The organism is Corallococcus sp. CA053C (assembly GCF_003611675.1).
Classification (GTDB): Bacteria; Myxococcota; Myxococcia; order Myxococcales; family Myxococcaceae; genus Corallococcus.
The window spans coordinates 1-26,778 of sequence record NZ_RAWA01000036.1 but is presented as its reverse complement, the minus strand read 5'-3'; the positions used below and the strand labels follow the sequence as shown (position 1 = coordinate 26,778).

Annotated in this window: 30 protein-coding genes; 10 read left to right on the top strand and 20 right to left on the bottom strand. The window is 69.3% G+C overall.

Annotated features, from left to right (window positions below; all coding sequences use genetic code 11):
* Positions 1–26 precede the first annotated feature (26 nt).
* Both D7V97_RS07455 and D7V97_RS07450 read right to left on the bottom strand, forming a co-directional pair.
* A complete protein-coding gene (locus tag D7V97_RS07455) occupies positions 27–431 on the bottom strand; it encodes a hypothetical protein (RefSeq protein WP_120609901.1) in 405 nt (134 codons plus the stop codon).
* A gap of 2 nt (positions 432–433) precedes the next feature.
* On the bottom strand, positions 434–1,477 hold the full coding sequence (locus tag D7V97_RS07450) for a hypothetical protein (RefSeq protein ID WP_120609900.1): 1,044 nt from the start codon (positions 1,475–1,477) through the stop codon (positions 434–436).
* 138 nt (positions 1,478–1,615) lie between these two features.
* On the opposite strand from D7V97_RS07450, the gene D7V97_RS07445 reads away from it, so the two are divergent.
* The gene (locus tag D7V97_RS07445) at positions 1,616–2,023 is read left to right on the top strand and encodes a hypothetical protein (protein WP_158623303.1); all 408 of its coding nucleotides are present in this window, start codon (positions 1,616–1,618) and stop codon (positions 2,021–2,023) included.
* Between the two features lie 629 nt (positions 2,024–2,652).
* On the opposite strand, the gene D7V97_RS07440 is transcribed toward D7V97_RS07445, so the two are convergent.
* From D7V97_RS07440 to D7V97_RS07395, 11 genes are all read right to left on the bottom strand, one after another.
* Positions 2,653–2,868: a hypothetical protein gene (locus D7V97_RS07440; protein ID WP_147444728.1), complete on the bottom strand. Its 216-nt coding sequence runs from the start codon at positions 2,866–2,868 to the stop codon at positions 2,653–2,655.
* A 30-nt stretch (positions 2,869–2,898) separates the two neighbouring features.
* Positions 2,899–3,105: a hypothetical protein gene (locus tag D7V97_RS07435; protein WP_120609897.1), complete on the bottom strand. Its 207-nt coding sequence runs from the start codon at positions 3,103–3,105 to the stop codon at positions 2,899–2,901.
* Positions 3,106–3,161: 56 nt separating this feature from the next.
* Positions 3,162–3,548, bottom strand: coding sequence for a hypothetical protein (locus D7V97_RS07430; protein WP_120609896.1), 387 nt, complete (start codon positions 3,546–3,548; stop codon positions 3,162–3,164).
* Positions 3,549–3,818: 270 nt separating this feature from the next.
* The gene (locus D7V97_RS45295) at positions 3,819–4,640 is read right to left on the bottom strand and encodes a P63C domain-containing protein (protein WP_199728733.1); all 822 of its coding nucleotides are present in this window, start codon (positions 4,638–4,640) and stop codon (positions 3,819–3,821) included.
* A gap of 512 nt (positions 4,641–5,152) precedes the next feature.
* On the bottom strand, positions 5,153–5,740 hold the full coding sequence (locus tag D7V97_RS07415; RefSeq protein ID WP_120609895.1) for a hypothetical protein: 588 nt from the start codon (positions 5,738–5,740) through the stop codon (positions 5,153–5,155).
* Positions 5,741–5,846: 106 nt separating this feature from the next.
* The gene (locus D7V97_RS07410; RefSeq protein ID WP_120609894.1) at positions 5,847–7,556 is read right to left on the bottom strand and encodes an amidohydrolase family protein; all 1,710 of its coding nucleotides are present in this window, start codon (positions 7,554–7,556) and stop codon (positions 5,847–5,849) included.
* A 765-nt stretch (positions 7,557–8,321) separates the two neighbouring features.
* The gene (gene bet / locus D7V97_RS07405; RefSeq protein WP_120609893.1) at positions 8,322–9,356 is read right to left on the bottom strand and encodes a phage recombination protein Bet; all 1,035 of its coding nucleotides are present in this window, start codon (positions 9,354–9,356) and stop codon (positions 8,322–8,324) included.
* Positions 9,357–9,364: 8 nt separating this feature from the next.
* Positions 9,365–9,574 carry a hypothetical protein gene (locus tag D7V97_RS44040; protein ID WP_147444727.1) on the bottom strand — a complete coding sequence of 70 codons (210 nt, stop codon included), beginning with the start codon at positions 9,572–9,574 and terminating at the stop codon, positions 9,365–9,367.
* Between the two features lie 56 nt (positions 9,575–9,630).
* Positions 9,631–9,987 carry a hypothetical protein gene (locus D7V97_RS07400; protein ID WP_120609892.1) on the bottom strand — a complete coding sequence of 119 codons (357 nt, stop codon included), beginning with the start codon at positions 9,985–9,987 and terminating at the stop codon, positions 9,631–9,633.
* Positions 9,984–10,148 (bottom strand): hypothetical protein, encoded by a 165-nt coding sequence (locus tag D7V97_RS44570; RefSeq protein WP_158623302.1) that lies wholly within the window; start codon positions 10,146–10,148, stop codon positions 9,984–9,986. The genes D7V97_RS07400 and D7V97_RS44570 overlap by 4 nt, the downstream gene beginning before the upstream one ends.
* Positions 10,141–10,482, bottom strand: a complete 342-nt coding sequence (locus D7V97_RS07395; protein ID WP_147444726.1) for a hypothetical protein — start codon at positions 10,480–10,482, stop codon at positions 10,141–10,143. The genes D7V97_RS44570 and D7V97_RS07395 overlap by 8 nt, the downstream gene beginning before the upstream one ends.
* A gap of 477 nt (positions 10,483–10,959) precedes the next feature.
* Here D7V97_RS07395 and D7V97_RS07390 point away from each other — a divergent pair, with 477 nt between their 5' ends.
* The 4 genes from D7V97_RS07390 to D7V97_RS07375 all read left to right on the top strand — a co-directional run bounded on the left by D7V97_RS07390 (position 10,960) and on the right by D7V97_RS07375 (position 14,382).
* Entirely contained in the window at positions 10,960–11,220 is a 261-nt protein-coding gene (locus tag D7V97_RS07390) for a hypothetical protein (protein WP_147444725.1), read from the top strand.
* 844 nt (positions 11,221–12,064) lie between these two features.
* Positions 12,065–12,265, top strand: coding sequence for a hypothetical protein (locus D7V97_RS07385; protein WP_147444724.1), 201 nt, complete (start codon positions 12,065–12,067; stop codon positions 12,263–12,265).
* Positions 12,266–12,930: 665 nt separating this feature from the next.
* Positions 12,931–13,146 carry a helix-turn-helix domain-containing protein gene (locus D7V97_RS07380; protein ID WP_120609888.1) on the top strand — a complete coding sequence of 72 codons (216 nt, stop codon included), beginning with the start codon at positions 12,931–12,933 and terminating at the stop codon, positions 13,144–13,146.
* Between the two features lie 3 nt (positions 13,147–13,149).
* Positions 13,150–14,382: a tyrosine-type recombinase/integrase gene (locus tag D7V97_RS07375; protein WP_120609887.1), complete on the top strand. Its 1,233-nt coding sequence runs from the start codon at positions 13,150–13,152 to the stop codon at positions 14,380–14,382.
* 178 nt (positions 14,383–14,560) lie between these two features.
* Here the strand turns inward: D7V97_RS07375 and D7V97_RS07370 are convergent, their stop codons facing one another.
* Positions 14,561–15,118: an alpha/beta hydrolase gene (locus D7V97_RS07370; RefSeq protein ID WP_120609886.1), complete on the bottom strand. Its 558-nt coding sequence runs from the start codon at positions 15,116–15,118 to the stop codon at positions 14,561–14,563.
* 155 nt (positions 15,119–15,273) lie between these two features.
* On the opposite strand from D7V97_RS07370, the gene D7V97_RS07365 reads away from it, so the two are divergent.
* Entirely contained in the window at positions 15,274–15,999 is a 726-nt protein-coding gene (locus D7V97_RS07365; protein WP_199728732.1) for a hypothetical protein, read from the top strand.
* Between the two features lie 71 nt (positions 16,000–16,070).
* Here D7V97_RS07365 and D7V97_RS07360 read toward each other — a convergent pair whose 3' ends face one another.
* From D7V97_RS07360 to D7V97_RS07350, 3 genes are all read right to left on the bottom strand, one after another.
* Positions 16,071–17,033 carry a hypothetical protein gene (locus D7V97_RS07360; protein WP_233582559.1) on the bottom strand — a complete coding sequence of 321 codons (963 nt, stop codon included), beginning with the start codon at positions 17,031–17,033 and terminating at the stop codon, positions 16,071–16,073.
* Between the two features lie 287 nt (positions 17,034–17,320).
* Positions 17,321–18,001, bottom strand: a complete 681-nt coding sequence (locus D7V97_RS07355; protein ID WP_120609885.1) for a MotA/TolQ/ExbB proton channel family protein — start codon at positions 17,999–18,001, stop codon at positions 17,321–17,323.
* Between the two features lie 225 nt (positions 18,002–18,226).
* Positions 18,227–19,282: a hypothetical protein gene (locus D7V97_RS07350; RefSeq protein WP_120609884.1), complete on the bottom strand. Its 1,056-nt coding sequence runs from the start codon at positions 19,280–19,282 to the stop codon at positions 18,227–18,229.
* A 148-nt stretch (positions 19,283–19,430) separates the two neighbouring features.
* Between D7V97_RS07350 and D7V97_RS07345 the strand changes: the two genes are divergently transcribed.
* Positions 19,431–19,856: a YeeE/YedE family protein gene (locus tag D7V97_RS07345; RefSeq protein WP_120609883.1), complete on the top strand. Its 426-nt coding sequence runs from the start codon at positions 19,431–19,433 to the stop codon at positions 19,854–19,856.
* Positions 19,853–20,278, top strand: a complete 426-nt coding sequence (locus D7V97_RS07340) for a DUF6691 family protein (protein ID WP_120609882.1) — start codon at positions 19,853–19,855, stop codon at positions 20,276–20,278. Before D7V97_RS07345 ends, D7V97_RS07340 begins: the two co-directional genes overlap by 4 nt.
* A 30-nt stretch (positions 20,279–20,308) precedes the next feature.
* Here the strand turns inward: D7V97_RS07340 and D7V97_RS07335 are convergent, their stop codons facing one another.
* On the bottom strand, positions 20,309–20,938 hold the full coding sequence (locus D7V97_RS07335; RefSeq protein ID WP_199728731.1) for a TetR/AcrR family transcriptional regulator: 630 nt from the start codon (positions 20,936–20,938) through the stop codon (positions 20,309–20,311).
* A 124-nt stretch (positions 20,939–21,062) separates the two neighbouring features.
* Between D7V97_RS07335 and D7V97_RS07330 the strand changes: the two genes are divergently transcribed.
* Positions 21,063–21,581, top strand: coding sequence for a DUF2867 domain-containing protein (locus tag D7V97_RS07330; protein WP_158623301.1), 519 nt, complete (start codon positions 21,063–21,065; stop codon positions 21,579–21,581).
* Positions 21,582–21,740: 159 nt separating this feature from the next.
* Positions 21,741–22,898, top strand: coding sequence for a hypothetical protein (locus D7V97_RS07325; RefSeq protein WP_233582558.1), 1,158 nt, complete (start codon positions 21,741–21,743; stop codon positions 22,896–22,898).
* 73 nt (positions 22,899–22,971) lie between these two features.
* Here the strand turns inward: D7V97_RS07325 and D7V97_RS07320 are convergent, their stop codons facing one another.
* Both D7V97_RS07320 and D7V97_RS07315 read right to left on the bottom strand, forming a co-directional pair.
* Positions 22,972–23,373, bottom strand: a complete 402-nt coding sequence (locus D7V97_RS07320) for a sigma-54 dependent transcriptional regulator (RefSeq protein ID WP_120609880.1) — start codon at positions 23,371–23,373, stop codon at positions 22,972–22,974.
* 26 nt (positions 23,374–23,399) lie between these two features.
* Complete coding sequence (locus D7V97_RS07315; RefSeq protein ID WP_120609879.1) at positions 23,400–26,564, bottom strand: ATP-binding protein; 3,165 nt, start codon at positions 26,562–26,564, stop codon at positions 23,400–23,402.
* Between the last annotated feature and the right edge of the window lie 214 nt (positions 26,565–26,778).

Below are 26,778 nucleotides of genomic sequence, written 5' to 3'. Positions count from 1 at the left end.
CTGCGTGGGCCCTGCCGCTGGCGCTGCTACTCGGGCCGGACGACGCCATCCATGCCGACGATGAAGCGCAGCGCGCCACTCGCCTCACCGGAGACGCCGATGCTGTAGAGCCGCCCGCCCTCCAGGGGCTGTGGGGGCTGCACCGTCTCGAAGCCATCCGGCGCCTCTCCGTAGACGACACGGCGTCCGCGCGTCCCGCCGAAGGAGAGGGCGCGCACGTGCCACACTTGCGTCCCGTTCTCGGCCAGCACGCGGATGACGTCGTACCGCGGCGCGCCTCCGTCCTGGGACGGCTCGTCGACGACGAAGGCGGGGCCCGGAAGCCGCTCGCTGTTGGACGCGAGCGTCACCTCCAGGGGCGGCTGGCAGGCGGTGAGGAAGGCCACCTGGAGAAGGACGAGCGCGAGCGGCAGGAATCGGTGAAGGCGCATGGTCACGGTGCTCCCTGGCCGGCGCGGAGGGACTTTTTCGCGGCCTCGAACTGCGCGGTGTAGTCCTTGCCGTCGAGCTCGAACGGCGCCGGATGCGTTTCAAAGCAGCCCTTGGCGAAGGCCATCTCGATGAACTCCGCCTGCTGCTCCGGATTCATTTCCTCCCACGACTTCCCCTGCCGGAGGGCCTTGCCGACGTTGTACCCGTCACCGAAGAACTGCGCCACCAGCGCCTCGCTCATGTAGTCGTTGCCCCCATGCTGGTGCTGCCAGACGTGGGCCGCTTCGTGGACGAGCGTTTCGGGCTTCAGCGGCAGGGAGCCTTCGGGGATGTAGATGGTGTCGCCGTGGGTGAAGGGGCGCCCGCCCAGCGTGAGAAGGCCGGCGTTGCCCTCCTTCACTTCGATGCGCGTGTAGTCAATGGAGTCCCCGTACACCTCGTGCAGCGACGCCAGCTCGGCGCCCGTCAGCTTGCGGCTCGTGGGCTCGACGTAGAGCATCGTCTGGATGGCGCTGAGGATGCTTCCTCCCAGGCGCAGCAATCCGTCCGTCGGCGTCTGGATGGCCTTGAGGAGGCTCAGCCCGAGCTGCGCGAAGCCCTCCTCGAACCGTCCCGTGAAGATGTTGCCGATGCCCTTGCCGAACGTCTCCGTCATCTCCCAGGTGTTCTTCAGCGTGCCCGTCACGCTGTCGTAGATGCCCTTGCCAATGCCGGCCACGCCGTCCACCACGCGGCCGCCGAAGTCCTTCAGCCCGCGGCCGATGTCCCCGAGGAAGCCTTGGGCGGAGACACGCTGCTCGCCATCCGCCTTCGTGAGGCCTTCCGCAGGCGGGCGAATGGTGACGAGGGCGGGCGCGCTCGCCTTCCGGGCCTGGTCGACGAGCGCGCGCTGGAGAGGCGTGCTCGGGCTGAACACGTCGACGGTGTTGGCAGCACGCCCGGGGGCGGCCGGCTTCGCGGCGGGACGCGGCGGCGACTCAGCGGAGGTGTCGCGGTAGGTGGTGGGAAGGAGGGCGGTCCTGCTGCGCGACGAGATGGGGTCCATGCGAGCTCCGGTGCGGCGTGACGCTCCGGAGTTGTGCAGCGCCCGTGCCTCGCCCTCTCCCTCTAAGGCTGGCCGTGGACCCCATCCACCGCCGGAGACGGGTGTCCACGGGCGCGCGAGAGGACTCAGAACCCGCAGGTGTGGAAGTTGCCGGACGCCGAGTACTGGCACTGGCCGGCGTTGCTGCACAGCGAGCCGCACTGGTTGTCGCGGCCGCTGGGCCAGGAGCAGGGCGCGCAGAAGCACGTCGTCTGGTGGCCAAAGGCAGTCACGAATGTGGAGCAAAAGCCCGCGGAGGAGCCCGTCTCCACGGTGCAGTTGCTGGCGATGAGCACCCCCGCGCTCGTCGCGCACGTGAAGTGGACGCGGGGCGTCGCGGCGCTGGCGCCGGAAGCCGTGGCGCAGACGCCGTTGGCGTCGACGCTGCCGCAGGTACAGGCCCCGCTGCCGGCAGCGTCGAGCCGCTTACACCGGCCGGGGCCGCACTCCATGGTGACGATGCCCTCCTGGGCGTCGCACCGCACCCAGGTGTCCCCGGAGCAGTAGCCGTACTGGTTGATGCCCTGGCAGGCGCCTCCAACGCGGACGCAGCCGGTGTGCGCCTGGTTGGGCACGTAGCCTGGGGCGCACGCGCACGAGTCGCCCGCGGCGCTGCACGTCGCGTTGGACGGACAGGTGCCGCAGGTACCGCCGCAGCCGTCCGAGCCGCACGTCCGGCCGTCGCACTGGGGGACGCAGACGCACGTCCCGGTGGCGCTGCAGGTGGTGCCGCTCCGGCATGTCCCGCAGTTGCCGCCGCACCCGTCCGGGCCGCAGGACTTTCCTGCGCAGCCCGGAGTGCAGCTGGGGCCGCCATCCCGGGGAGGTGTGGTGCCTGCGTCCCTGGCGACGTTGCCGCCGTCGCCAGGGCCACTCCCTCCGTCGCTGACGCCCGCGTCGCGCGCGGCCGGCGGTGACGACAGCGGACCCTCGTCCACCTCATCGGACGGGCCGCATCCCAGGGCCATCGTGGCGACGAGGAACAGGAATGCGAAGCGGGACAGAGAGGGGCGCTGGCGTGGGTGCACGGGGTGTCCTGGGATGGGCCGTGCCGAAAGCTCCCCGGCGCGGCTCTGGCGGGAGCACGGGCCTGGAGCAGGATGCATGCCGCGTAGGTCAGCCCGCGCGGTGCGCCTTCACGGTGCGGCGCCGAGCTGCTCCACCATCTCAAGCGCCTGATGCGCTCCGAGCACCCGCAACGCCTGCGTCTCTGCTGCGCAGTACTCGGTCCGGGCATCGGCCAGCCGCATCCGCGCCGCCGGACTCCCATCCAGCCCGCGCATCGCGCCCTGCAGTTCCAGCTCCGCTTCTTCCAGGCGCTGCGCCAACGCCACCCGTTCCTGAATCATCATGCCGGGCGCGCAGAGCACGCCCCGTGCCGGCTACAGCGGCGCCCAGTCCTCTGGCAGTGGCCCGCGCACGTCTGTCTGCACCTCGCGGCTGGCCTCCCGAAGCGCGTCGTCCACCAGGTGGGCCACGCGCTCCACGTTGGCCGGCAGCTTGCCGCCCGTCTCGCACGCCTCCGCGTGAAGGCTCGCCGCCGCGGCGGCAAGGTGCAGCTTCACGACGGGCATCCGGCTGGTGCGCATGGGCGACCTCCTCGGCGGAAGGTGGCCATGCGCACGCCGAGCGGCAACGGCAAGCGCTACTGCTGGAAGAGCTTGTCGAGGACAGCCCAATCAGCCTCGCTGGTCACGGCCAGGGCCGCGCCGACCAGCGCAGCTGCGGCAGGGCGGTGTTGCCCGGTTGCGAGCAACGGGCCTACCCACGTCGCCGACCTATCGTCCCACTGGATACCCGGATCCACCGGCTTGCTTCCCCCTCGGACGTATGCCGAGAAGACGCCATCCACATAGTGGACCTGCGGCGCGTCCACGTCGGGAAGCGCGTCGCCCGCGCGATTGACGAAGGCGCTCCGCCTGGGCCCACGCTCGGGATTGGCCCGGACACGGAACCCATCGGCCTGTGTCAGCTTCAGGATAGCGTCCATCACAACATCCGCCGCTCGCAACTGCTGCACCGCGTCTGCCATTTGCGACCTCCGGGAGCACGAGATGTGCTCCCTGTCTGTGGTCGCACGTAGCTGGCGCTCCGCAAGAAACCAGCCATGCCCCGGAGTGCTAGTCGTTGCGCCGCGAGCAGTTACCTGCCGTCGCGCGCGACCACGGACAGCACTTGTTCGAGGGCCGCGCAGCACCTGCTCCGGGGTCTGGAGGCATCCACGCGGAGAACGCGCGTTGACTGACGCCCATCGTGTCTCAAGGACGTAATGCCACAGCCGAAGCGCCGTGAAAAAGTGTCCCTATCGGCGACCGGGGCGGTTCCCGCGGCTGAGGGGGATCCCCGCTGGTAACGCCGACGGCATCGGCAGCAGGTCATCCACCAGCGAGAGGAGGAGGTTGCGCCCCTGTCGCGGGTGGAAGCGGTCCAGCGCCAGGAGGAAGTGCTCCCACGTCGACGAGCCGCGCATGATGCAGAGGACGGCGTGGAGATGCATTTCAAGGGCTGGGTGGCCGATGTCTTCCGTCAGGTACTGGTGGTGCCGAGCCTTCCGGCTGCCACGCTCATTGGCCGGGTTCTGTTTCTCCAGCTGAGACAGGAGTCCCGGTGCGAGTCTCTCGTAGACGAAATTGATGGTGTAGCTCGCGACCACTTGTGGATGGTTGACCTCCATATTTTGCCAGGGCCACCCACGCATCCGGTAGATGTGCCAGTAGAACTCGTCCGGGAAGCGCTTCGTCCAGGCCCCCAGCGTCGTGCGCACGAAGAGCTTCGCCACCGCCTCGCGAACCATGGGCATCGGCACGACGTAGGCACCCGTCTTGCGGATGGAGGGGATGACCTCCTTCGTCACCCACTTCCGCAGGCGTCGGGCTTCGGGCTTCCGGCTCCGGAAGGTGAGCGCCCAGACGCCGGACTCGCTGATGATGTTGAAGGACTGTGCGCCCTGGCCCGGCCGACCCTCGGCATTACCGAGGGTCGCCCTCTCGTCATCATCCAGACGGCCGATGGCATCGGAGGGGTTCGCGATGCCGAGCACGGCACACACGTCTGCGGCCACGAACCACGGCTCCCCGTCCAGCCCTACGACGGAACGGACCTTCTGCGACTCGAACTCGAACACCTGGACGCTGCTCGGTTTGCACTTTGACGACACGGGTACCTCCGCAAAGGACTGCTGACTGCACGGCGCCACCCGCGCCGAAGGGGACCGCCACTCCAGGTGAATTGCGGCACGTCCTACCTGCCGCCCCTGAACACTCGTATCCCTAGGGTATGTCTGGGCTCTCGTCCACTCTTTGGCGCACCCCAAGATGTAGTGGTCTGTCACGTACGTTTCGCCGATTTCCTACGACTCAAGTGCCTGCGTCAGCCTTGCCCAGACCTGTCGCACCGTCGAATTTCTTGCCCGCCCACCGGCGAAAACCGGGGGAGTCAGGCGACCTTTCAGGTTGGACAGCTTCGACAGTTATCCGGCGTCGCGTGCCCGCCGGGAATGCTCCAGGACGAGCCGGGCGTACCCGATGAAGTCCAGCGACGGGAAGCAACCCAACGCGTCACAGTGCGTGACAGCGCGCGAGGAAGAAGCGGGCGGCCCGCGCTGCACCGCCCGCGGCGAGGCTCAGCAGCGACGTGCTACGGGACCGGGAGTGGCAACGCCTCCTTGGCCAGGATGGCGAGTCCGATGGCGACCGCGAGTGCGACGTCGCGGGCGGTGATGGTCGGGCCCTCCAACCTCTCGGCGCGAGCGGAGTACTTCTCGGTCATCGTCCGCGCCTGGGGCGTGCCCTCAGTGACTCGGATGATCCACAGCTTCACCAGCTCGGCGCCCTTGTTCGTGGGGGCGCCCGGCGGCGGACGGCACCACTGCGCTTCGAGCGCACGGTAGTGGGCGAGCGCATCGGGCAGACCCGCGACGTCATCCGCAGAGAGGCCCGGCGGGGTGTTGAGCATCAGCTCCTGGACGAAGCCGGCCCCGAGCTTTGCCAGGCCGCACTGCGTGTCGTGCTCGGTCATGGCCGACGCGGAGGCCAGACCCACGCGCTTGCCGAACGCGCGGACGAGGTTGTCCAGGACGCGCTTGGAGTTGTTGAAGGTGATGCCCGAGAACGGCTGACGGAGGCCCGGGACTTCCGTGGTGCTGGTGAGCGGCGGGAGGCTGGCGAACGCAGGGAGCGACCAGAACAGCAGCGCGGCCAGGAGCAGCTGAAGCGTCTTCTTCATGGGGAACCTGTGGGGAGAGAGTGGGCGCGCCGGGACGGCTCACCGGCACGCGGGAGCGGGGGCGGGCCGCGACGACTGCGCGGCCCGCGACGTCAGGGGGCGAGTGCTACGGAGCCGGCGGCGGGACGGGGACGCCCAGCTCACCCTTGATGACCGTCTTCAGGACGGTGGCCTGCTCCAGGTCCTGGAGGTTGCCGCTGAAGATGTTGTGGGAGAGGACGACGTAGCTGGCGTCCTTGCCCACCTCGAGCGTGCCCAGGTTGCGGAGGCGCCTGGCTTCCGCGCTCCCGCGGGTGATGGCCTCCACGGCCTGCCGCACGGTGAGCCGCTCCTCCGGCCGGGCCTGCGTCACCATCCGGTGAATCTGCTTCAGCGGAGCCTCGGGAGACGCGAAGGTGTCCGCCCCGACGCCCATCACGAATCCCGCTTCCACGAAGGAGCGGAACCGCTCCGCGTCCGCCAGCTCACGCGGGTCGTGACGGAGCGCCATGATGTCCAAGAAATCCATGTGCTGCGGGTTGACGACGATGCCCGCGCCCACCAGCAGGAGCATGGCCCGCGTGGCGGCGTCCGTCATGGCGCCGTGCTCAAGGGTGAGGCAGGGCTTGCGTCCCGTCTCCAGCCACAGGGACACCGCCACCTCGGCCACCGTGCGCGCTGCGCGGCGCCCCCAGGCGTGAACCATGAGGCATTGGTCCGGCGTGGCCATCACGCTGCGCATGCGCGCTTCGAGCTGCTGGCGGGACAGGTCGAGACGTCCCTTCCAGCCCGGGCCGACGGACGGGCACTGGGTGCTGTCCACGTACGGCAGGTCCGTGGCCCCGCCGCACGCCGCGATGGCGCCGTCCGCGAACGCCTTGACCCAGCGGACACGCCCCTGGCGCGGATGCGGCGTGCAGGTCTCGGTGGCAGAGAGCGGAAGGCACGCGGTGTCCAGCTCGACGGGGTGCTGAATGCTGTCGCCCAGAGGCACCGTCTCGCCGGCATAGCCGTCGAAGGGGATGTTCAGCGCGTAGACGTAGCCCTGGCTCAGCGCCGTGTTCAACCACACCCGGTACTCCTCCCGCTTCGCCTCCACGGGGACGAGCGACGCGAGCATGCGGAAGAAGGGGATCTGCTGCATCTCCTGGACGTGGCCGTCCGGTGAGTCGTCCGGCATCCGCCCCAGGTAGCCGCTGTAGTAGTCCGGCGAGCCCGGCCCGGTGGACATCCCCACCGCGTCGAAGGCCGGGCCGTTGGCCGTCCCCCCGTGGCCCTCGCGCACCTGGAACATGAACAGCGGGTTGAGCGGCGCGGCCACGGTGAAGTCCGCGCGGGCGTTGAGCCCGTGCCCGCTGGCGAGGAACTCCGGCCCCACGAAGAGCGCCATGGGGGCGCCCGGGGGGAAGTAGTTCGCCGCGCAGAATGCCGCGGCGGTCAGCGCCTCGCTGTAGGACGGGTCCGTGTCGAGCTGTCCCGGCGCACTGAAGACGGGGCACAACTGGGTGTCCGGGTTCAGCGGCTTGAGGATGTGGTCATGCGCGCCCACGAAGCCAGGCACCACCGTCTGGCCCCGCTGGTCGTCCACCTGGGTGTTGGGGCCGACGTAGCCCCGCAGGCGCAGCTGCAGTTCGGAGCCCACAGCGATGATCTTGCCGTCCTTGATGGCCAGGGCCGTGGCCTCGACGGCCGCCGGGGCGCGCGCGGACGTGTGGATGTTGCCGAGGAGGACCTTGTCGGCCACCACCCTGGACGGGATGGGGGTGCGCTCGGCGAGCGCGGGAGAGGACGCGAGGCACACGAGTGCCAGCGCGGCATAGCGCGAGAGGAATGACATACAGCTCCTAGGGATTGGTGTTGCGGTTGTGGCTGGACGGAGTGCCGGCGCCGGGCTCGAACCGGTGCGCTGCCTTCGCAGCGGGGGCCCACTTCGCCCCGTCATCGGCAGGTGCTTCAGGTGCTACGTGCGTCGAGAACTGCGTGCGTCAGCTGCTGTCTGCGTGGTGCTCCGTGCAAAGGGCCCAGCGGAGCGGAGGGGAGTACCCCCACCCCGCTGGGCAGCGCCCAACGTCGGCGCCTTGAGAGGCCCCGCGCGGCCCAATGCCGGCGGGGTGAGGTGGGGCGGATCCGTCCAGCCCTGTGCTGGCCGCTCCCACCGACAAGGCCCGGCCCCACGATGGGACCGGGTTGCAACCACACGCGCTGCGAATCGGCTCCCCGGGCCGGGGAAACAGAAAAACGCGTGCGGCTGCGTAAAGGCCCGGCGGCACCATGCCGCCGGGGCGGCTCGTGCACGTTGGTGGCCGCGTCCTGAGGCGCGTCCCCGGCGGGTGCCGGCATGCACGTTCGCCGTCAATCGTGGCTGTACCAGTCGAAGCACGCGGGCCCGCCGTGCTCAGGGCAGACGCGGGCCCCTCCACAGGGGCACTCCTGCACAGTCGCCTTGGAGCAGCAGTCGACCTTGGGCTCAATCCTGGGCCGTGGTGGATCCGGCGGCTGCTCACCGCGCAGGGCCCGGAGGCCGGCGAAGTACTCCTGCCGGCTGGCGCGATGCTTCACGACGTCGGACGGGGGGCGGGGAGTGCGTGGCGAGCAGCCCATGTCAGGACTCCGCCCCTGGCTCGCGCGGAGCCTGCCGGCAGCGCACCTCCGCTTCTGCCTCCAGCGCGGTGAGGTTCTCGCGCATCGCCTTCGCCCAGCGGGCCCGGGGCTGCTCCAGCAGCTTTTCGTGCGCCAGGTCGATGGTCTCGCTCAGCTCGTCGTCGGAGAGGACGGTGGCCGTCTTCCCCTTGTGCGGACCGAACGCCACCACGGCGGTGAGGGCCGGCGCGGCGTGCTGCCCCGCGACGGGCTCGTGCTCGGCGCGCAGCTCCGCAGCGACAGGCTCCTCCTGCCGGTCCAGGTTCATCCCCACCGCGGCGACTTCCGCTGCCTCTCGCGTGGCCGTCTTCTCAGGCAGCGCGGGGGTGCCCACGCTCGGCGCGGCCGCAACCGTTCGCGCCGTCGTCTCCACCGTCACGGCGACCACCGGCTCCTCGGCGTACTCCTCGGCGGGCAGCTCCTCGCGGACGTACAGGCCGCCGAAGGCCTCCGGGTAGGCCTTGCGCAGCGCCGCCACGCGGGCGCACTTCTCAATCATCGTCGTGGGAATCTTGGCCCACAGGGGCGTCTGCTGGACGTAGCCGGCGAAGTCGAGCCACATCACCACCGGCAGCTTCCCGTCGCGCACCACCCGCGACCAGGCGCCCACGAGGGCACCCTTGCGCTTGGCCGGGTTGAAGCGGTGCACCACCTCGCCCTTGCCCTGGTCGACAACGATTTCATCCTCGGCGAACACGGCGCTCGCCTGGATGCCCTTGAAGTCCGGGAAGCGCTCCGCCCGGGCGAGCATGCCCGCCTCGGAGGGCTGGAACTCGTACTTCGTCACCCAGTTGGGCCGCTCGCGGTTGCCGATGTTCTGGCGGCGCGCGACGCAGAAGGCCTCCTTGAGGAGCGGGTCCAGGCCGCTGCGCGTGCACTGCTCCATGAAGAGGAGGAACTCGTCCTCGCTGATGCCTCGCGGGCAGATGGTCCGCTTCACCAGGTCCACCCGCTCCCGGTTCCAGCTGTTGTTGTTGGGGGTGCTTCCGTCCGGCATGGCGTGTCTCACTCGTAGTTCTCGCCTGCGGCCTGCTCGGCCCGGCGCAGTAGTTCGCGCTCCTCTGCCAACACCTCCTCTTCGGGGGTGCCGCAGTCCCACTCGAAGTCCTGCCGCCGGTGCCGTCCCTCGTGCCCGTCCTCGCGCTCGCAGAGCACCCAGCTCATGTCCGGATGCTCGGCATAGGCGGGGCAGGGTGTCGCTCGTGCTACCGGCATTCAACCCTCCAGGTCGAATGCCATACGTCATACTCTGCAAGTCTGACATTGAGCCGCTACGCTGCGGCGGCGCGCGTGCTGCCTTCCGCGCGCCGGTGCTGCGCTTGCCACACCTGCCGCTCCAGCTCGCTGCGCAGGTACACCTCGGCCGTGTTGAGCGTCGCCAGCTGGAGTCGCGAGCTGGTGGCGCGGCGCTGGAGACGCAGCCAGCGGACGAGCGTGGCGTTGCTGCCGTCGGGCATGCAGAGGGACAGCGCGTCCTCCGCCGCGTGCAGCTCCTCTCCCGTCCGGGCCTGCTGGGCCTCCAGCTCCCGCACCTGTCGCGCGAGGTCCGGCACGTTGCAGTCCGGCGGCGTCCAGCCCTCGCGAGCGAGGATGGCGAGCGCATCCGCCAACGCGTGGAGCGGCTTCACGACAGCCCCCTGCTACGGGCGAGGTCCGCCGCGATCCAGAGCGCCAGCGACGACGCCGTCTTGTCGAGCGTCTTCCACGCAGCGTGGACTTCGGGCGGCACCTCGTGCGTCTCGAAGTAGTCGCTCAGCACCTCGCGCGTCGTCTTCTCCTTCTCAGCCACGGACGTCCTCCTCCTGGGGCACCAGGCGCCCCGAGTCGTACAGCCAGCACCACAGCGAGGCGGCGTCCCCGCGGCGCACCACCTCGCCCATGCCGTCGGTGACGACGTGCCCGCGCCCCTCATCAGTGAGCGTGAGCCCCAGCGCGGCCACCGTCTCCGGCAGCGTCAGGCCGTTGACGCGCACCGGCTCGGAGGCCTGCGCCGCCGTAGCGCCCGGCACGGACGCGAGCGCCTCGCGGACCGCGTCCGGGCCGCGTCGGCGCAGCTCGCGGTCCACCCGCGTCCAGTCGCCAGCAAGCGCCCGGCGCATCAGCTCCGCCGGGGACAACGTCATGATGTCCGCGCGCTGCACTTGGTTGTTACGCGGGCGCACCTCTCCCGCTGCCATGCCGTTGGCCATCGCATCCTCGAAGGTGAGGGATCAGGACCGGCACGTGTCCGGTCCTGGAACAAGGCGGCCCCGTACAGGCGCTCCGCCCGAAGGCACTACTGAAACGCGTCCACCTGCTGACGTCCTCGCTGGCCACCCAGCTCGCGCCCGCCCATCCGCCCTCTCCCGTGTGGAGCCCCGTCCGTCCGCCATCAACGACTCGAACAATACTCATATTTGGTACCAAATCAAGGCATTGATAATAGGAGCATTAAAGGGTACCCATTATGGGCGCCTCGGGCTTGCGCCTGGGCGTTGCCTTCCCACCCCAGCGCACATAAGGAGGAGCCGATGGGCGCAGTCGCTGCCGTCGCCAAGAGAGGGATCCTGATGCCGGTTTTTGATGACACTGATCCGATGGACGAGATCACTCCGAGGAACGTGCGCTTTCCAAAGCGCATGTGGCTTCAGCTCACGGCCATCGCGAAGCGGGAGAAGGTGCAGGGCAAGAAGTCGCCCCTTACGCGGCGCGGGGTCTCCGCGAATGACGTCCTCTGGTCCGCTGCGGATTCCCTCGTGAAGGCCTACGTGGCTGAGCACGGGCCCCTGGTCCTTGAGGGCATGGAAGAGGATGACGGGGAGCCGGCTTCCGCCGAGCCCGTGAAGAAGAGAGCCCCTGGGCGCCCACCGAAGAAGAAGTAGCTCGGACAGTCAGGGAAGCGCCGTAGAGTCAGGTTGCTGGAGTCCTCTCCAGGCGGACGAGCAGGAGCACGAGATGGGCAAGGGCGTGAATACCCGCCGGGGTGGTACGTCGGACGCAACGCGCGGAGGTGGTGGTGCGAGTTCGGGAGAGCCGCGCGCCAACGAAGGTCGGCATGCAGGCCGACTGGGTGGGTACCATCTCAGTAGGTGCATCGAGAGAGGGACGACGCAGGGGGACGTGTACTTGGCTCGGGATGTCCGAACCGGGGAGCCCGCTCTTGTGGCGCGACCAACGGTGGGCGGGGGGCAGTTGCTCCCGTCTACACCCATGGAAGTGCTGGAGCAGTACCCCAGTGCCTCCCTGCAGGTCGTGTGGACGTCGTCAGAGTCTCCCGCGTACCGAGCGCTGAAGGTCCGGATCCCCAGTGCGGCCTCGCCCGCAAAAGTGGATGAGGAGCTGATGGCGGTGTCCGAGGACCTACCGAACCTGCTGGATCGAGCCCTGGAGCGAGCTGAGTTGCGCGAGCATCTGCTGTCGCCTCCGATCACTCGCGCGCAGCGCTGGCGAGGCCGGTGGCGTCGGTCAGCAACTCGTGCTCGTGACTTAACGGTCCGCCATTGGAAAGATGTGGCGTTGGGAACCCTAGTCGTGGCGTTCCTTGGGAATCTCGTGTGGCCTCACGATCAGCCGTCCCCCTCAGCAGAAGAGCGAGGGGGGGCCGCTGCTGAGAGCCGCGGGCCGGGCTCCGCCACGCTCACAACCGGGATTGCCGAAAGCGTCACGGAGGACGTTGAGGCCCCTGTTCTGCTTGTTGGCGTGGGGTCTCCTTTCATCGCTCGCGACATGCCGTCGAAGCCCTTCAAGGTCCAGCAGCGACCGCCGTGCCGTGGCAGCCAGAAGGAGATCAACGGAGGCTGTTGGGTGAAGGTGGACGTCGATGACGCACCGCCGTGCCCGGATGACCTCTACGAGTACAAGGGCGGCTGCTACGCCCCGGTGAAGCATGAGCCCGGTAACGGATCCTCGCGTTCAATTTCGCAGTAGCCGGCTTGCGTTTCGGCCACACTGGCAGTAACGATAGTTGAAGTTGTATCGCCGTACCCGCTGACCTTGACCAGTGGGCATCCCAAAGCTTCACCACAGAATTCACCGGTTGGTCGTGATGGGCTGACCGGTGATAGGGCCCTGCAACCGCGTGATGGTGCTGCAGGCGTGTCCGCGGGTTCCCGCTGGTGTGTCAAGGCACCAGCGGGGCCTGTTTTGGGGTCGCCATGGGTCACGGTCACTCACAGCACCACTTCGCTCCCGGCGCTTTCACGGTGCCCCCATCGACGTTCAGCGAAGGTGTGTCGGGCATGTCTCGCGGGCGTTCTCTAGGCGCCCGCGAGGCCTGTTTTTCTCGCAGCACTCCGCGATCTCGGACGGTGCGTCCATGGCATGCACCGCTGTCGCTCACGCCGCCGCACGAAGAGCGTCATGGCTCGCGCGCAGCGGTGGTGCGCTGTCGTCGGGACTTCCTCGTGACGGCGGCTAGTCCCGTCCCCTCCGCGCAGTCTCCCTGAACTGGCGCGCGGATTGCTCCTGCGCGCGCGTGCTCGACGCCGGTGTTCCGGCGTGGGGCCCTGTGCGGCCAGCGTGACAACCTTTCAGGTCGTTGTCAGACTTCAAACCTAATCTTTAGTTCAGTGCCGCAGTCGGTGGGGTGAGCGATGAGCAGCGAAGTGAGCAGCGGCAATGACATGGAACTCGAAGACGCGTGGGACGTGCGTCGGGCGGCGCAATTTCTGGGGACGAGCGACAAGACGATCTACCGGTGGGCTGCGGAAGGGCGTGTGCCCAGCTTCAAGATGGGCGGGCTGCTGCGGTTCAGCCCGAAAGCGCTCGCGACGTGGAGAACTCAGCAGAGCCGAGGCGGGGGCCAGTAGGGCATGGCCTACGTGTTCAAGCGGGGGAAGGCTTTCTACGCGGGCTGGGTCGATGAGTCCGGCACTCCCCGCCGCGAGGCGCTTCCCGCAAAGACGAAGACGGAAGCAAAGAAGCTCGCGGACGAGAAGGAGCTGCGCGCCTGGCGAGTCCGCCACGGGCTTGAGGAGGCGGCGGCACCGCGGCTGACGGTTCGTGATGGCATCGCTCTCCGGTTGGAGGCGCTGCCGACGGAGTACGCGTCGAAGGCGCGCCAGCGGCAGCTCCTGGCTCACATCGAACGGGCGATGGGCGCGCTTCAGCTGCAGGAGGTTCGCCCCCTCCACGTGCTCCGTCTCCTCGGGGGCTTGTCACACCTCGCCCCCCAGACGCGGGAGCACGTGAGGATGGCGGGGCAGGGGCTCTTCACGTTCCTTGGCACCAAGGCGAAGGTGTTCAAGGGCGACAACCCCTTCAAGGAAGCGGGCAAGGTCGATGTCCCGGAGCGCGAGCCCGGCTTCTTCACCCCGGAGCAGTTCGACCAGCTGGTGAAGACGATGAAGCCCCACCTCGCCGCCGCCGCGCTCTTCAGCGCGCTGACAGGCACGCGCAAGGCCGAAGTGCGGAAGGCCCTCAAGGACGACACCTTCATTGAGGAGCGCTACGTGCTGCTGCGGAGTCCGAAGAACCGCAAGGATCGCCGCGTCCCCATCCCGGACGTCCTCGTGCCGCTGCTGGAGCAACAGAAGCTGACGCCGGGCCGGTACCTTTTCTGCCGGCCGAACGGCAAGCAGTACAGCCACAACTGGCGCGTCCACGACGTCATCGCACGCGCGTGCGTCCGGGCGGGGCTGGTGCAAGGCGCTCGGCCGTACTGCTTCCGCAAGGCATGTGGGTGGAAAGGGGAGCAGTTGCCGGCGCGGAAGGTGATGGCGTGCCCGAAGTGCGGCCGCGCCGTGCGGTGGAAGCAAATTCCACTCTCGTTGCGCTTCAAGGAGCTGCGGTCGACGTACGCGACGCTCGGGTACGCGACCACCGGGGACCTGCACTTCGTCCAGAAGGTGCTTGGCCACAGCGACCCGAAGCTGACGCAGGCGCGGTACGCGCGCGCCCTGCCGGAGCGCCTCCTGCAAGGCGCCAACGCCGTCGGAGTCCTACTGGCCGGGGCCGTGAAGTCTGGGAGTCCAGTGGGAGAGAAAAGCGAGGGACGGCGAGCAACGCGGGGCACGGGCGAGAAACAGCACCACACGAAGACCTGAAGAAAAACGAGGAGATAGCAATGCCGAGCAAGCGTGGGCAGAAGCGAGAAAGCCAAGGCAGCGGTTTCCTAAACCGTAGGCCACAGGTTCGATTCCTGTCGGGGTCGCTGCCCTGCTTCCCAAGTCCCGGGGAGCAGGGCTTTCTTTTGTTTCGCGTCTGCTACCGAGTGCGCGTGCCTCAGGCGCCCCGCAGCACCTGCTCCAGCAGCGCCTGTCCCTCGGGCCACGGGCCCAGCTTCGCCGCGCTGTTGATGTGGCCCTTCGCACCGACCTTCACCAGCCGCGAGCCCCAGTCCGCGGCGAGGCCGGTGACGCGCTCCATCGTGATGTAGTTGTCGTCGGTGCTCGCCACGACGAGCGAGGGAAAGGGCAGCCGCAGGCGGGGCATCGGCGCGAAGCCCACCGTGCCCGCGGGAAACCCGGGCGCCTCGGTGTCACTGGGCGCGACGAGCAGCGCGCCATGCACCCGCCCCGCAGTCGACGGATGGGCCGAGGCCCAGTGCGCCACCGTGATGCACGCGAGGCTGTGGGCCGCGAGCACCACGGGCCGTGGCGCCGTGGAGACCGCGCGCTCCAGCGTGGCCACCCAGTCCTCGCGGCGGGGCGTGTTCCACTCCGCCTGCTCGACGCGCCTGCAGTCCGTCCGCTCCCGCTCCCAGAAGCTCTGCCAGTGCTCGGGCCCCGAGTTGTAGAGGCCCGGCAGAAGGAGGACGGTGGGAGCGGTGTCGATGGACATGGAGCCCCGGACGTTATCGGTGGTCCCAGTGGGGTCAAGGACAGCCGTGGGATGACTTGACGAAATGAACAGGCATCCGGGCGTGCAAATGCACACAGCACCCGGTGGCGCACCAAGAGGTGGGAGCGTATAGCTGCGCTGTTTCGCCAGCAGCCATGGCGACCTTCTTCAATCCCGAGGAGAGCCCATCCATGAAGAAGCGCAATGCCATCGCGGGTTGGAGCGCGGCCGCCAGTCTGGTCCTGGCCGCCAGTGTCACCGCGTATGCCCAGACATCGAAGGAGCGAAAGATGCCAGCCAGTGCCGCCCAGACCCAGAAGACGCCCCCCTCGTTCAACAGCCTGACGCCCGAGGGGTACAAGCAGGTCTCCACGCGCGACGTCACCGTCGATGGTGAGCGCGCCACCCTGACCCGCTTCGAGCGCCAGGACGGGCGCAACGCGGGGCTCGGCGGAGAGCACTACAGCCTGGTCGTCAACGGCGCCGGCCTGCTGAAGGGCTTCGCGCACATGGACCTGGCTTACGAGAGCGACAAGCTGCCATCCCGGGAGCGCACCCAGGAGATCGCCATGAACTTCCTGAAGGAGTTCGCGCCCGACCTGCTGCCTCGCATGGCGATCAGTTGGATCGAGCCCCATGGCGAGCCGGTCCGTGTCGCGCGCCAGGACCGCCCGGAGGTCATCACCGTGACGGGCATGAAGGTCAAGATGCGCAACACCGAGGACGGCCGCTGGTTCTGGGTCATCGTCGGGGCGAACGAGCGCGTCATGGTGTTCGAGCGCGACATCGTGTGGATCAACATGCCCGGCCATCGGCAGACGGAGAAGTGGCTGCACGACAACTGGCTGGCCGCGCAGGACTCGAAAAAGTCGGCGCGCTGAAGCACGGTGCGCTCCTTGCCCGGCTCCAACCCCGCCGCGGACAGCGGCGGGGGTAGAGCCGCGCCTGGCGCTCAGCCGCAAGTGCCGCAGTCGTCCTTGCAGCTCAGGGAGTCGTTCTTCTCCCCGCAGGCCTCGGTGGGCTGGCAGATGCCATCACCGCACTTGTAGAAGTTGCGCTCGTCCATCCGCGTGGTGAGGGGCTGGTAGGTGACGCCGTTCCAGGTGCAGGACCTGAAGAACGTCTTCGACGCGTCCATGACGCAGTGGCGCTCGCACCGGCCGACGTAGACGAGCGGTGCGCAGTGGCGGCGGTCGACCCCCTCCAATCCGGGCGGGTCTTCCGTGCTGGCCTCCTCCCCGGACGCGTCGGAGCCCTTGTCGTCCCGGCTGGCCATGACCGAGCAGGCGCGGGACGAACTCTCGCGAGGCTTGAGCCGGCCCTTGTCACGCCCCACGAAGGCGCCCTCGCCGCTGAAGAGGTTCCCGAAGAAGCAGGACTCCTTCCACTTGTACCGCTTCGCCTCCTCCTCCGTGACGGGAATGGCCAGGCCATCCGCCCGGAGCCCCAGCACGGAGATGGGCACCCGCATCCCGTACTTGTTCGCATGCGCCGTCAGGCACGCGGACACCACCTGCTCCTCCACCCGCGTGGCCGGCTTGCCCTCGGCCCAGGCCGGCGCCAGCCCCAACCCTCCGGACCAGGTGTGCGACTGGCCCGTGGTGGCGTCCGCGTAGGTGCGCTGCTGGCCTTCCGGGACGGCGCAGTGGACGACGTACCGCATCACCATGTCCGCCAGCACCGGATCCTCGCGGAACCAGGACACGAAGGCGCTGCTGGACAGCCCGTTGAAGGACAGGCCGTTGAACGACAGCCCGTTGAAGGACAGGCCGTTGAACGACAGGCCGTTGAACGACAGGCCATTGCCGCTCTCCAGCGACTGCTCCACGGTCCCCGTTCGCGGTGGTGACAGGTCCTGGAGTACCGGCGCTCCTGGCTCCGCGCTCACACCACAGCCCGCTGCGAACCACAGCATCGCGAGGCACGGCCACGCGCCTGAAGTGACACGAAACCGGGTTGCCTGCATCGCCACGAAGGTCATGGGCCTTCCCTGGAAAGGTGTGGAATGAGGGCAGGCGAAGGTGAGCAGGCGCGGCGATGAGCCCTCAGCACTCAATTAGCCTGAGTTCGAGACGCCCTGGGCCCCCCTGGCGCTCCGGGCTGAGGTCTTCATCCACTAACGACAGGGCTTACGTCATTCGAAGAACACGGAGCCTGGACGGAGGCACTGTGGTGGACGGTCTCCACCGTAACGGGCCGTCCTCACCGCGCGGCGACGCGCGTGCGCTTGAGGGCGCGGGACGCGGCGTCGAGGAACTCGTTGCTCGCCTCGGAGAGGTCCACCGCGCGGGCGTCCACCCAGCCCTGCAGGGAGTTGTAGCCCATGACCGCGGGGATGGCGACGAGCAGGCCGAAGGCCGTGGTGACGAGCGCTTCGGAGATGCCCGTCGAGATGGTACCGATGCCGCCCGAGTTCGCGGCGCCCATCTCCTGGAACGCGGTGACGATGCCGATGGTGGTGCCGAGCAGGCCCACGAAGGGGGCGGTGGAGGCCACGGTGGCGAGGTGGCCCAGGCCGCGCTTGAGGCTCTGGACCTCGCGCTGCGCCTGTCGCTCCAGGCTGCGCGCCACGGACTCCATGACCTCCTCACGACTGTCGGTGTCGGAGCTGCGGTAGGCCGTCAGCCCCGCGCGGATGGTCCTCCCCAGGTAGCCCACGTCCTTGCCCGCCTTCGCCTCGGCGGCGGCGTCGAAGTCGCCACGGGCGAGCATGGCGCCCAGCTGCGCGGCGTACCTGCGCGAGTGGCGGCGGGAGGCGCGGAAGACGAGCGTGCGCTCGGCGAGGATGAGGAGGGACACCATCGACATCACGCCCATGGCGATGACGATGAGCTGTGCGACCGGACCCATGTGGGTCCACAGACCCGCGAGTGTGAAGTTCATGGTGGGAACGAGACGCGCCTCCGTGCGCGTGGGCCACGGCGTGGCCCCTTGAGGGAACGGCGGGTGACGGGAACGGTGTCCAAGGTACGCAGGCGCATGGACGCGAGGGTGGGCTCGCGTCCATGCGTTGGTCATCGTTCCGTCATCGCGTCCGCCGCATGTCTGACATCACGCTCCGGAAGACGCTGCCCGCGTGACGGTGGATGTCCCAGCGCGTCGCCACGCTCAGCCCAGCGATCCACCCGCCTTCTCGGCGACCTTCCCCAGGATGTCGGTGAAGAAGGGCTCGGAGTAACCGGCCAGGAATGCCAGGAGGGCCAGCGTGGCTGTATTGAGTTGCGCGAGCCCTCCCACTTGAAGCAAGCCGGAGGTGAACACCAGGGAGAGGATCAGCGCCGCCGTGGCTCCAAGCACCGGCTGGGCCACGAACACGGTCCATGCCGAAATGAGTGCACGGATGCCCAGGGGCACCTCCTGGGGACGCACGTCGCCGGGACGCGGCGCTTCTCCCGCCCTGAGGGGCTGCTTGCTCAACTGGATCGCCCGGCTGAGCACACTGCCGACGGCACCGGCGAACAGGACCAGGAGGAGGAGGACCGACCCGATGGCCTCCGCCCACACCAGGGCGACGCTGAAGAGCGTCAGGAGGGTCAGGAGCACCGCCGCCATGATGAGCAGTTGCCGCTGTCGCAGCCGCATCTTGGCCCGGTCGCGCCGGTATTCGTGGGCCTGGGCTCGCCGCCGCTGGACCAGATATTCCCTGGCGCGGCCCATATCCAATGACTGCGCTCCCGTCGCGTCGTTCCCTGTCTCCGAGGCTGGATGCGCAGGTCGCAGCGACTCCGGCAGGTCCCGGGGAAACTCGTTGAGGATCAGCCGTCGCACATAGGGGTCGTCGCCCAGCCGCACCAGCATCACTTCCATCGCATCCGCCAGCTCCCAGGCATTGTTCGCGGACAATCCTCGGGGAGCAGCGAGTTGTGCCAGCAGGCAGCCGAGGAGCTCCTGGTTCTCCGGCAGCAGGCGGTCGTGCTCTTGCGCTACGAAATAGAGGAGGTCCTGGAGCTGGGTGGCGATCTTCTCCAGGTTCTTGGTCCTGACCGGATCATCCGTCGGCAACAAGCGGGCCCGACGTGAAACAGGATTCAGCGCGTTCAGGTGTTCGCGGATCTCCTGCTCGCGCTGGTGAAGCTGAGCGATCAACTCCTCCCGCGAGGGATGCCCGAAGTGGGAGGCCTCCACGTCGGAGGTCCCTGAGCCATTCCCGGTCATCTGCGTCATGCGTCGTCTCCGCCAGGAACGGATGCCGTGCGGAATCTCTGTCTGGAAGGAGGCGCCGGGTATTGCCCTGCGGTAAGGGGCTGCAATCCAGCAGGTGCTCTTGCTCGATGACTACATTGACGCTCACCACGCCTCCCCAAAGGTTCCCATGTCCTCGTTGTTTCTCCCGCTCCTGGGTGGAGCCCTCATCGGAGTGAGTGCTTCGTTGCTGCTGCTGCTCAACGGACGCATCGCGGGCATCAGCGGCATCGCCGGGGGGCTGTTCGGAGCCGCGAGCGGGGACCGTGGTTGGCGCCTGTCCTTCCTGGCGGGGATGCTGGGCGGAGGGCTGCTCCTGCGCTTCGGATGGCCTGGAGCGCTGGGGGCGCCCCACGTGTCCGGTCCCGGGTGGTTGGTGGCGGCGGGCCTGCTGGTCGGAGTGGGGACGCGTTTGGGGAATGGCTGCACCAGTGGCCATGGGGTGTGCGGCATCTCGCGGGGCTCGCGGCGGTCACTGGTGGCCACGCTCACGTTCATGGCCGCCGCCATCCTGACGGTCTTCGTCGTGCGCCACGTGCTGGGAGGTGCGACGTGAAGACCCTCCTGAGTGCGGGGCTGTGCGGCGTCCTCTTCGCGCTCGGCCTGGGGTTGGGCGGGATGACGCAGCCGGAGAAGGTGCTGGCCTTCCTGGATGTCGCGGGTCGGTGGGATCCCTCGCTGGCCCTGGTCATGCTGGGCGCGGTGGGCGTGCACGCCGTCTTCCTGTTGCGGATCCGTCGTCGGCCCGCGCCGGTGCTGGCTCCCCGGTTCGCGGCGCCTTCCCAGTCGAAGGTGGACCTGTCGCTCGTCGCTGGAGCGGCGCTGTTCGGCGTGGGGTGGGGGCTCGTGGGCTACTGCCCGGGCCCCGCGTTCACGTCGCTGGCCACGGGCGGACGGGATGTGTTGCTGTTCGTCGGCTCCATGCTGGCGGGGATGCTGCTGTTCGGCTTCTGGACGCGGGCCCGGGCCTCTGGCTGAGGGGGGAAGCGGGCGCGGGGACCGGCACCCTCACGCGGGGATCAGCGTCCGGGCGACATGCTGGATGTAGTCCGCGCGAGCGCGGCTTGAACTCAGCGTCTTGGGGCTGGCGATGACGAGGTGCAGGAGCCCCACGTACGTGGAATACGCCTGCAAGGCCCAATTGCGCGCCTCGCGGGCCGGCAGCCCGAGTGCACGGTACAGCTTCACCAGGTAGTCGAGGCGCCGCTGGGACACCCGCGCGAGCACGGGTTGGATGCGTGGGTCAGAAGCGGCGCCCGCGACGATGGCGACCTCAATCTTCCCATGCGGGCCCAGGTCGAACGTCAGCGCCAGCAACCGGTGCAGCCGCTGCCTCGGGTCCGGCAGGGCCTCCAGCCGTTGGATGAACTCCGTGGTCGCCAGCTGTTCCCAGCGCGCGAGCGCGGCCTGGAGCACGTCCGCGCGGTCCTTGAAGTGCCAGTAGAAGCCGCCCTTCGTCACCCCCAGGCCGCGGGACAGCCGCTCCACGGACAGGGCCTCCACGCCCTCCGCGAGGCTCCAGAGGGCGGCGTCCGCCCAGTCTTCCGCGGACAGGCCTGGGCCCCGGTGCCGCTTGCGGATGTCCTCGAGGCTCCGGAAGGGCGAAGGCTCCGGCGGGCGGGAAGTAGTGCGTCTCATCGTTGACCGCAAGTCTGGCGGACCCCCTCCCGGAGGTCCAGGGCGCATCCCCGGCGGACCGGCGCTATACGGTACCGTATCGGTATACGGTGCCGTATCCGATGACAGGAATAGGGGGCCGTGCATGCGGGTGACGACAGGGACATTGCTGCCGGAGGTGCTGCGGCCCTTCGCGCAGGGTGCGGACCATGTAGACGTGAAGACGGTGGAGTCGGCAGCCACGCTGCGCGAGTTCCTCGCGGCGCTCCTGTCGTACCAGCCCGCGTGGATGACGGCCCTGTACGGGGTGCGCGCCGGCTTCGTCCGGTTGCTCGGGATGCGCCAGCACGGGATGCCCCGGCCCCAGCACCTGCGCCCGGAGGACATCCCCATGACCCCTGGCAGCGCGGCCCTGTTCTTCACCGTGCGCCACGCGGAGGAGGAACACGTCTGGGTGGTGTCCGCGACGGACCAGCACCTGGACGCCACGCTCGCCGTCGTGATGGAGCCGGGCGGTGGACCCCGGCGGCGCTTCCACGTCGTCACGCTGGTGCACTACCGGAACTGGGCCGGGCCCGTGTACTTCAACGTCATCCGGCCCTTCCACCACCTCGTCGTCGGGGCCATGGCGCGCAGCGCGGCGCGCGCGCCAGGCCCGGCGTAGACGAGACAGAGGACCTCCCGTCGGGAACGAGCGTTCCTTCCGAAGTCATGGCTGCCCGAGCCGCCGTTCACCCGGCCGGAATGACCGTTCCACCTCAGGTCGTGACCGCCGGCCACCCGGTGGGCCCGGGCACACAGGGACGTGCTGACATCTCCGCGCATGTCCGAAGCCTCCGCTTCCTTCCGCGGCCCGCGGGCGCTGCTCCCGCTCCTGGTGCTGTCCTTCTGCCTCCCGGTGGCTGCCCGCGCGGAGGGCGCGCCGACCGACGGAGGCACCACCGCGCCCCTTGCCTCGCCGGAGCCCACGACCCCCGCCCTTCCCAGGGACTCGTTGGCAGCGCTGGAGCAGCGAATCCTCGGCAAGGGCTGCGAACCGAAGCTGCTCGGCGACGCGGGCCGCAGCTTCATCGAGGCGCAGCTCCTCTGCGATGCGCACCTGTCGTTCATCCTCATCCAGGCCGCGCTGGACGGGCACCCGGTTCCGGACACCCAGCGCCGGCTGAAGGCCCTTCTCGCGGATGCGCTCGGACGGGCCCGACGCCCCTTCAACGCAGATGGGGGTACGCACGTCGCGGGGTACACGCTCCCGCAAAGCGTCCTCTACCGGGGCTACGTGCTGCTGATGCTCGCGGGCACGGAGCGCGCCGGGCTCGCGGACGCGGAGTCCACCGCCCTCTTCGACGCACTGGCCGCACAGCTCGTGGAGGCGCTCTCGCGACAGCTCCTCCTGCCCAGCTTCGGGCGCACCATCTGGCCCTGCGACAGCGCTCCGGCCGCGGCGGGGCTGCTGCTGCACGGGCGGCTCCGGGGCAACGCGGACTCGCGGGCCGCGGGTGAGCGACTCGTCGCGCGCCTCATCGAATTGGCGGACCTGCCCACCGGTTTCCCCGCGAAGGTGGACGCGAAGGGGCGCCTCGTGGAGTCCACGCAACGCGGCACCACGCTGGCGTGGACGGGTGCCTTCCTGGCCATGGCCTCGCACCCGGCGGCACGGCGCTTCACGGCCACGCTGGTGGACGGCTACTGCGACCATCCCGCCGGCAGCGCCATGCCCCTCGCCGCCTGCCGCGAGTGGCCGCGCGGTGTGAAGGGCCCGGAGGACTCCGCCAGCGGCCCGCTCGTCTTCGGCGGCTACTCCCTGGGCGCGAGCGCGCTGGCCATCGCCGCCACCCGGCTGTCCAGCGAGCACGGGCAATGGCACCTCCACCTGCTCAATGCCGCAAGGGAGATGGGAATCGGCACCACCCTGGAACACCCTTGGAAACGCCCCCTGGAAGCCTCGCTCTATGGGTGGGGCACCACCGTGCGCCCGTGGTAGCGCGCAGCGGCGTAGTCGAACCCTCGGCAGGGAAGCCCGAGGGCTCGCGGCGCACGCGTCGCGAGGCAGGCCTTCAGCACCCTCGCGCGGAAGGCCCGTCAGGGGGCACCCGGCCGTCAGCGATGGCCCGCTCGACGAGCCGCAGCAGCTCGTCCATGTCGAAGGGCTTCTTGAGGTAGGCATGCGCGCCCTCGCTCAGGCACCGGCGGGCCGTCTCGCTGGACGCGTAGCCGGTGGCCACGATGACCTGGAGGCACGGGTGGCGCTGCTTCAGGGCCATCAGCGTCTCCACGCCGTCCATGCCCGGCATCTTCAGGTCGGTGATGACCAGGTCGAAGGGCTCCACCTCCGCCCGGGCGATGGCCGCGGCGCCGCCCTCCGCGGTGCGGACGTCGTAGCCCTCCAGGGCGAGGATCATCTCCAGCGCCTCGCGGATGTCCTCCTCGTCGTCGACCACCAGGATGCGGCCGCGCATCGGGGCCTCCTCTGGCGAGGCCTCGGTCACCCTTCGGCCCTGCCTGCCCCGACGGCGACGCACGGCACGTCCGGAGGCGCGTCCCTCGCGGGGAGCCACAGCCGCACCCGGGCCCCATGGCCCTCCTCGCTCTCCACGTCGACGGTGCCGCCCTGGCCCGTGATGAATTGATGGGCCAGCGCCAGGCCCAGCCCCATGCCTTCACCCGGGGCCTTCGTCGTGAAGAACAAGTCCAGGACATGCGGCAGCACCGCGGGGGGAATGCCGGGCCCGCTGTCGAGCACCTTCACCTCCAGGCCCTGCCGGTCGCCCCGCGACAGCGGCCGCGCCTCGACCCGCACCGTGGCGCCCGCGGGGCTGGCCTCCAGCGCGTTGGTCATCACGTTGATCAGGGCGGTCTCCACCTCCGTGGCATTCACGTGGACCCAGGGCAGGGCGGCCGTGGGGAGCCCTGGCTCCAGGCGCACCGCGCGGCGCTGGGCCTCGGGGCCGGCGGTGGCGAGCGCCCGGTCCACCAGCGTCCCCGCCGGGTACCATGCGCGCTTCACGGGCGTCTGCCCGGAGAACGCCTGCAGCGCCGTCAGCAGGCCCGAGCAGCGCTGCGACTGCCGCTCGATGGCGACCAACGCCCGGTGCAGGAGCTTGGGGTCCACCGCGTGCCGGGCCAACAACTGGGCGTTCATCCGGATGGCGGCGAGCGGGTTGTTCAGCTCGTGGCAGAGCCCCGCGACCAACGTGCCCACCGCGGCCTGCCGGGCGCCCTCGACGAGCTGCGCCTGCGTGTCGCGCAGGGTGTGCAGCGTGGCTTGCAGCTCGCGCGTCCGGGAGTCCAGCTCTACGTAGACGCGGTGGAGGCGCTCGGCGGCGCGCACCCGGGCCTTGAGCTCCGCCGGACCGAAGGGCTTGCCCAGGTAGTCATCCGCGCCCGCGTCCAGGCCGTCCACCACGTCATCGCGACCGGTCTTCGCCGTCAGCAGCAGGAGGGGCACGTCCCGGAACCGGGGGTCGGCCTTGAGCCGCGCGGCCAGCTGCATGCCGTCCACCTCCGGCATCATCACGTCCGACACGATGACGTCCGGGCGGCGCCGCTGCACCGCGTCCCACGCCTGCTGGCCGTTCTCCACCAGCACCAGGTCATAGCTGTCCGCGAGCAGGTCGGCCAGGTACGCGCGCATGCCCGGGTTGTCTTCGGCGATGAGCAGGTGCGGTGCGTCGCGTGCGGGCCTCCGGGACTTCGCCTGGGATGGAGGCGGTGTCTGGAACTGCTGGAAGTAGGCCTGATGCGAGGCGGAGGGCTGACGCTCCTCCAGGCCCGCGTCGGTGGGGCGCACCGGTTCCGCCGGGAGCCGCACGGTGAAGCGAGCCCCCTTGCCGGGCTCACTCTCCACGCGGACGTGGCCGCCCATCAGCTCCGTGAACTCCTTCACGATGGCCAGGCCCATCCCCGTGCCCTCGTGCCGGCGCGTGGCGGAGCCGTCGAGTTGCTGGAAGCGCTGGAAGATGACCTCCTGTCTGTCTTTGGGGATCCCCGGCCCGGTGTCGCTCACGGACAACTCCAACTTCCCCTCCACACGTCGCAGGCGGACGGTCACCTGTCCTTCCGCGGGGGTGAACTTGAGGGCGTTGCCCAGCAGGTTGAGGACGAGCTTCTCGAACTTGCGCCCGTCCAGGAGGAGGGTGGCGAGCGAGGCGTCAGGCTCGAAGCGCACATCAATCCGCCGCGAGCTTCCCGCGGGCCGGGCATCCTCCACGATGCCCGCGACCAGGGCGGAGACGTCCACGGGCTGCGGGTCCACCGAGAGCTGTCCGGCCCCCAGCTTCTGGTGGTCCAGGATGTCGTCCACGAGGTGGAAGAGCCGCACGGCGTTGCCGTGGATCCGCTCCAGCGCGTACCGGGTGCCGTCGGACAGTGCGCTGGTGGAGGAGGCGAGCAGCGCGCCCAGCGGGCCCAGGATGAGGGTCAGGGGCGTGCGCAGCTCGTGGCTCATGACGGTGAGGAATTCGTCCTTGGCGCGGGCAGCCTCTTCAGCAGCCTGCTTCGCCGCCTGGAGCTCCGTCTCCATCCGCTTGCGCCCGGTGATGTCCACGTAGATGCCCAGCAGGCCGGTGACGTGCCCGGCCTGATCCCGGATGGGGACCTTGCTGGTGAGCAGCGTTCGCTGGGTGCCGTCGGCGCGGAGCATCGGCTCCTCGATGTCATGGAACGCCCGGCCCTGCTCCATCACCTCGCGGTCGACCTGGACGAAGAAGTCCGCCTCCTCGCGCTTCTTCCACACGTCGTAGTCGCTCTTGCCCACGAGGTGTTCGAGCGTGCGCATGCCGGTGTCGTTGAGGAAGTTCTGGTTGCCGCCCAGGAAGCGCCCCTTCCGGTCCTTCCAGAAGACCGCGTGGGGCACGTTGGCGATGACGTACTGAAGCACCGCCTGTTGATGGCGGAGCACCTGGATGGCCCGCTCCCGCGCGGTCACGTCGAAGGCGATGCCAATGCCGCCGGTCACGCTCCCCCCGTCATCGCGCAGCGGGGTGTAGTGCACCTCGAACCACGTCCCGTGCACGCCCCCCACCGCGGAGACCTCCTCACCCGCCAGCACGCGGTGGACGCTCTGGATGATCCAATCAATGTCCGCGTAGACCTTGAAGATGGACTCACCGACGAGCTCGCCCTGCGCCTTCCCAAGGCCCTCGACGCCCTTGCCTTCGGACACCGTGAGGATGCCCTGCGTGTCGAACGCGAACAGGAGGACGGGTGTGTGGTCCAGCACCAGCCGGAGACGTCGCTGTGCCTCCTCGAAGGAGTTGGGATCCCCACGAGGGCTCCCGCGCGCGTGCTCCAGGGAGACGTCGCGCACGAAGAGCCATCCCTCCCCGCGTCGCGGATGAAGGCGCACCTCCAGGCTCCGTCCGGAGCTGGCGCGATGCGCGACGAGCTTCGCGGGCTCCCCCCGGGCGAGCGCACGGAGGAGCGCTGGCTCGTCGAAGAGGGACTCCAGCGTTCGGCCCAGCAGCTCGGCCCGGGGGCGCTGGAGGAGGCGCTCGGCGCCCGGGTTCACCGCCTGGACCTGCCCCAGGGAGCTGACCGCGATGACCCCGTCGTCCAGGGCCTCCGCGAGCTCCCATGCGGACGCGCCCTCCAAGCCGCTGGCCTGAAAGGTCAGATGGGGCAGGGTGTCGTCACAGGGGTGCTGCGCCATGGCACGGGGCCTCAAGGGTGTAGGCAAAAGCTACGCATGTGCCCGCGCTGGAGCCATGCGACCCGTGCCCGGCATCCCGCGCCGCCGCGGCGAGCCGGAGGGCCTGGGCCCGGCCGCTTCTCCACGTTCGCGCCAGGACGCGCGAGGGCCTCCCCTCCGGACCTACCGCCCCGTCACTCCAGGAGTCATCCCGGAATGACCTAGAGTGAAGCCG

Excerpts from the sequence above, each read along its gene's own strand:
- D7V97_RS07380 (WP_120609888.1), top strand. The coding sequence starts at position 12,931 with ATGAGCAGCGAAGTGAGCAGCGGCAATGACATGGAACTCGAAGACGCG.
- D7V97_RS07430 (WP_120609896.1), bottom strand. The coding sequence starts at position 3,548 with ATGGCAGACGCGGTGCAGCAGTTGCGAGCGGCGGATGTTGTGATGGAC.
- D7V97_RS07325 (WP_233582558.1), top strand. The coding sequence starts at position 21,741 with ATGTCCGAAGCCTCCGCTTCCTTCCGCGGCCCGCGGGCGCTGCTCCCG.
- D7V97_RS07315 (WP_120609879.1), bottom strand. The coding sequence starts at position 26,564 with ATGGCGCAGCACCCCTGTGACGACACCCTGCCCCATCTGACCTTTCAG.
- bet (WP_120609893.1), bottom strand. The coding sequence starts at position 9,356 with ATGCCGGACGGAAGCACCCCCAACAACAACAGCTGGAACCGGGAGCGG.
- D7V97_RS07410 (WP_120609894.1), bottom strand. The coding sequence starts at position 7,556 with ATGTCATTCCTCTCGCGCTATGCCGCGCTGGCACTCGTGTGCCTCGCG.
- D7V97_RS07375 (WP_120609887.1), top strand. The coding sequence starts at position 13,150 with ATGGCCTACGTGTTCAAGCGGGGGAAGGCTTTCTACGCGGGCTGGGTC.
- D7V97_RS07365 (WP_199728732.1), top strand. The coding sequence starts at position 15,274 with ATGGCGACCTTCTTCAATCCCGAGGAGAGCCCATCCATGAAGAAGCGC.
- D7V97_RS07415 (WP_120609895.1), bottom strand. The coding sequence starts at position 5,740 with ATGAAGAAGACGCTTCAGCTGCTCCTGGCCGCGCTGCTGTTCTGGTCG.
- D7V97_RS07345 (WP_120609883.1), top strand. The coding sequence starts at position 19,431 with ATGTCCTCGTTGTTTCTCCCGCTCCTGGGTGGAGCCCTCATCGGAGTG.
- D7V97_RS07355 (WP_120609885.1), bottom strand. The coding sequence starts at position 18,001 with ATGAACTTCACACTCGCGGGTCTGTGGACCCACATGGGTCCGGTCGCA.
- D7V97_RS07370 (WP_120609886.1), bottom strand. The coding sequence starts at position 15,118 with ATGTCCATCGACACCGCTCCCACCGTCCTCCTTCTGCCGGGCCTCTAC.
- D7V97_RS07385 (WP_147444724.1), top strand. The coding sequence starts at position 12,065 with ATGCCGTCGAAGCCCTTCAAGGTCCAGCAGCGACCGCCGTGCCGTGGC.
- D7V97_RS07350 (WP_120609884.1), bottom strand. The coding sequence starts at position 19,282 with ATGACGCAGATGACCGGGAATGGCTCAGGGACCTCCGACGTGGAGGCC.
- D7V97_RS07330 (WP_158623301.1), top strand. The coding sequence starts at position 21,063 with ATGCGGGTGACGACAGGGACATTGCTGCCGGAGGTGCTGCGGCCCTTC.
- D7V97_RS44040 (WP_147444727.1), bottom strand. The coding sequence starts at position 9,574 with ATGCCGGTAGCACGAGCGACACCCTGCCCCGCCTATGCCGAGCATCCG.
- D7V97_RS07360 (WP_233582559.1), bottom strand. The coding sequence starts at position 17,033 with ATGCTGTGGTTCGCAGCGGGCTGTGGTGTGAGCGCGGAGCCAGGAGCG.
- D7V97_RS07440 (WP_147444728.1), bottom strand. The coding sequence starts at position 2,868 with ATGATGATTCAGGAACGGGTGGCGTTGGCGCAGCGCCTGGAAGAAGCG.
- D7V97_RS07455 (WP_120609901.1), bottom strand. The coding sequence starts at position 431 with ATGCGCCTTCACCGATTCCTGCCGCTCGCGCTCGTCCTTCTCCAGGTG.
- D7V97_RS07395 (WP_147444726.1), bottom strand. The coding sequence starts at position 10,482 with ATGACGTTGTCCCCGGCGGAGCTGATGCGCCGGGCGCTTGCTGGCGAC.
- D7V97_RS07450 (WP_120609900.1), bottom strand. The coding sequence starts at position 1,477 with ATGGACCCCATCTCGTCGCGCAGCAGGACCGCCCTCCTTCCCACCACC.
- D7V97_RS07320 (WP_120609880.1), bottom strand. The coding sequence starts at position 23,373 with ATGCGCGGCCGCATCCTGGTGGTCGACGACGAGGAGGACATCCGCGAG.
- D7V97_RS07335 (WP_199728731.1), bottom strand. The coding sequence starts at position 20,938 with ATGAGACGCACTACTTCCCGCCCGCCGGAGCCTTCGCCCTTCCGGAGC.
- D7V97_RS07435 (WP_120609897.1), bottom strand. The coding sequence starts at position 3,105 with ATGCGCACCAGCCGGATGCCCGTCGTGAAGCTGCACCTTGCCGCCGCG.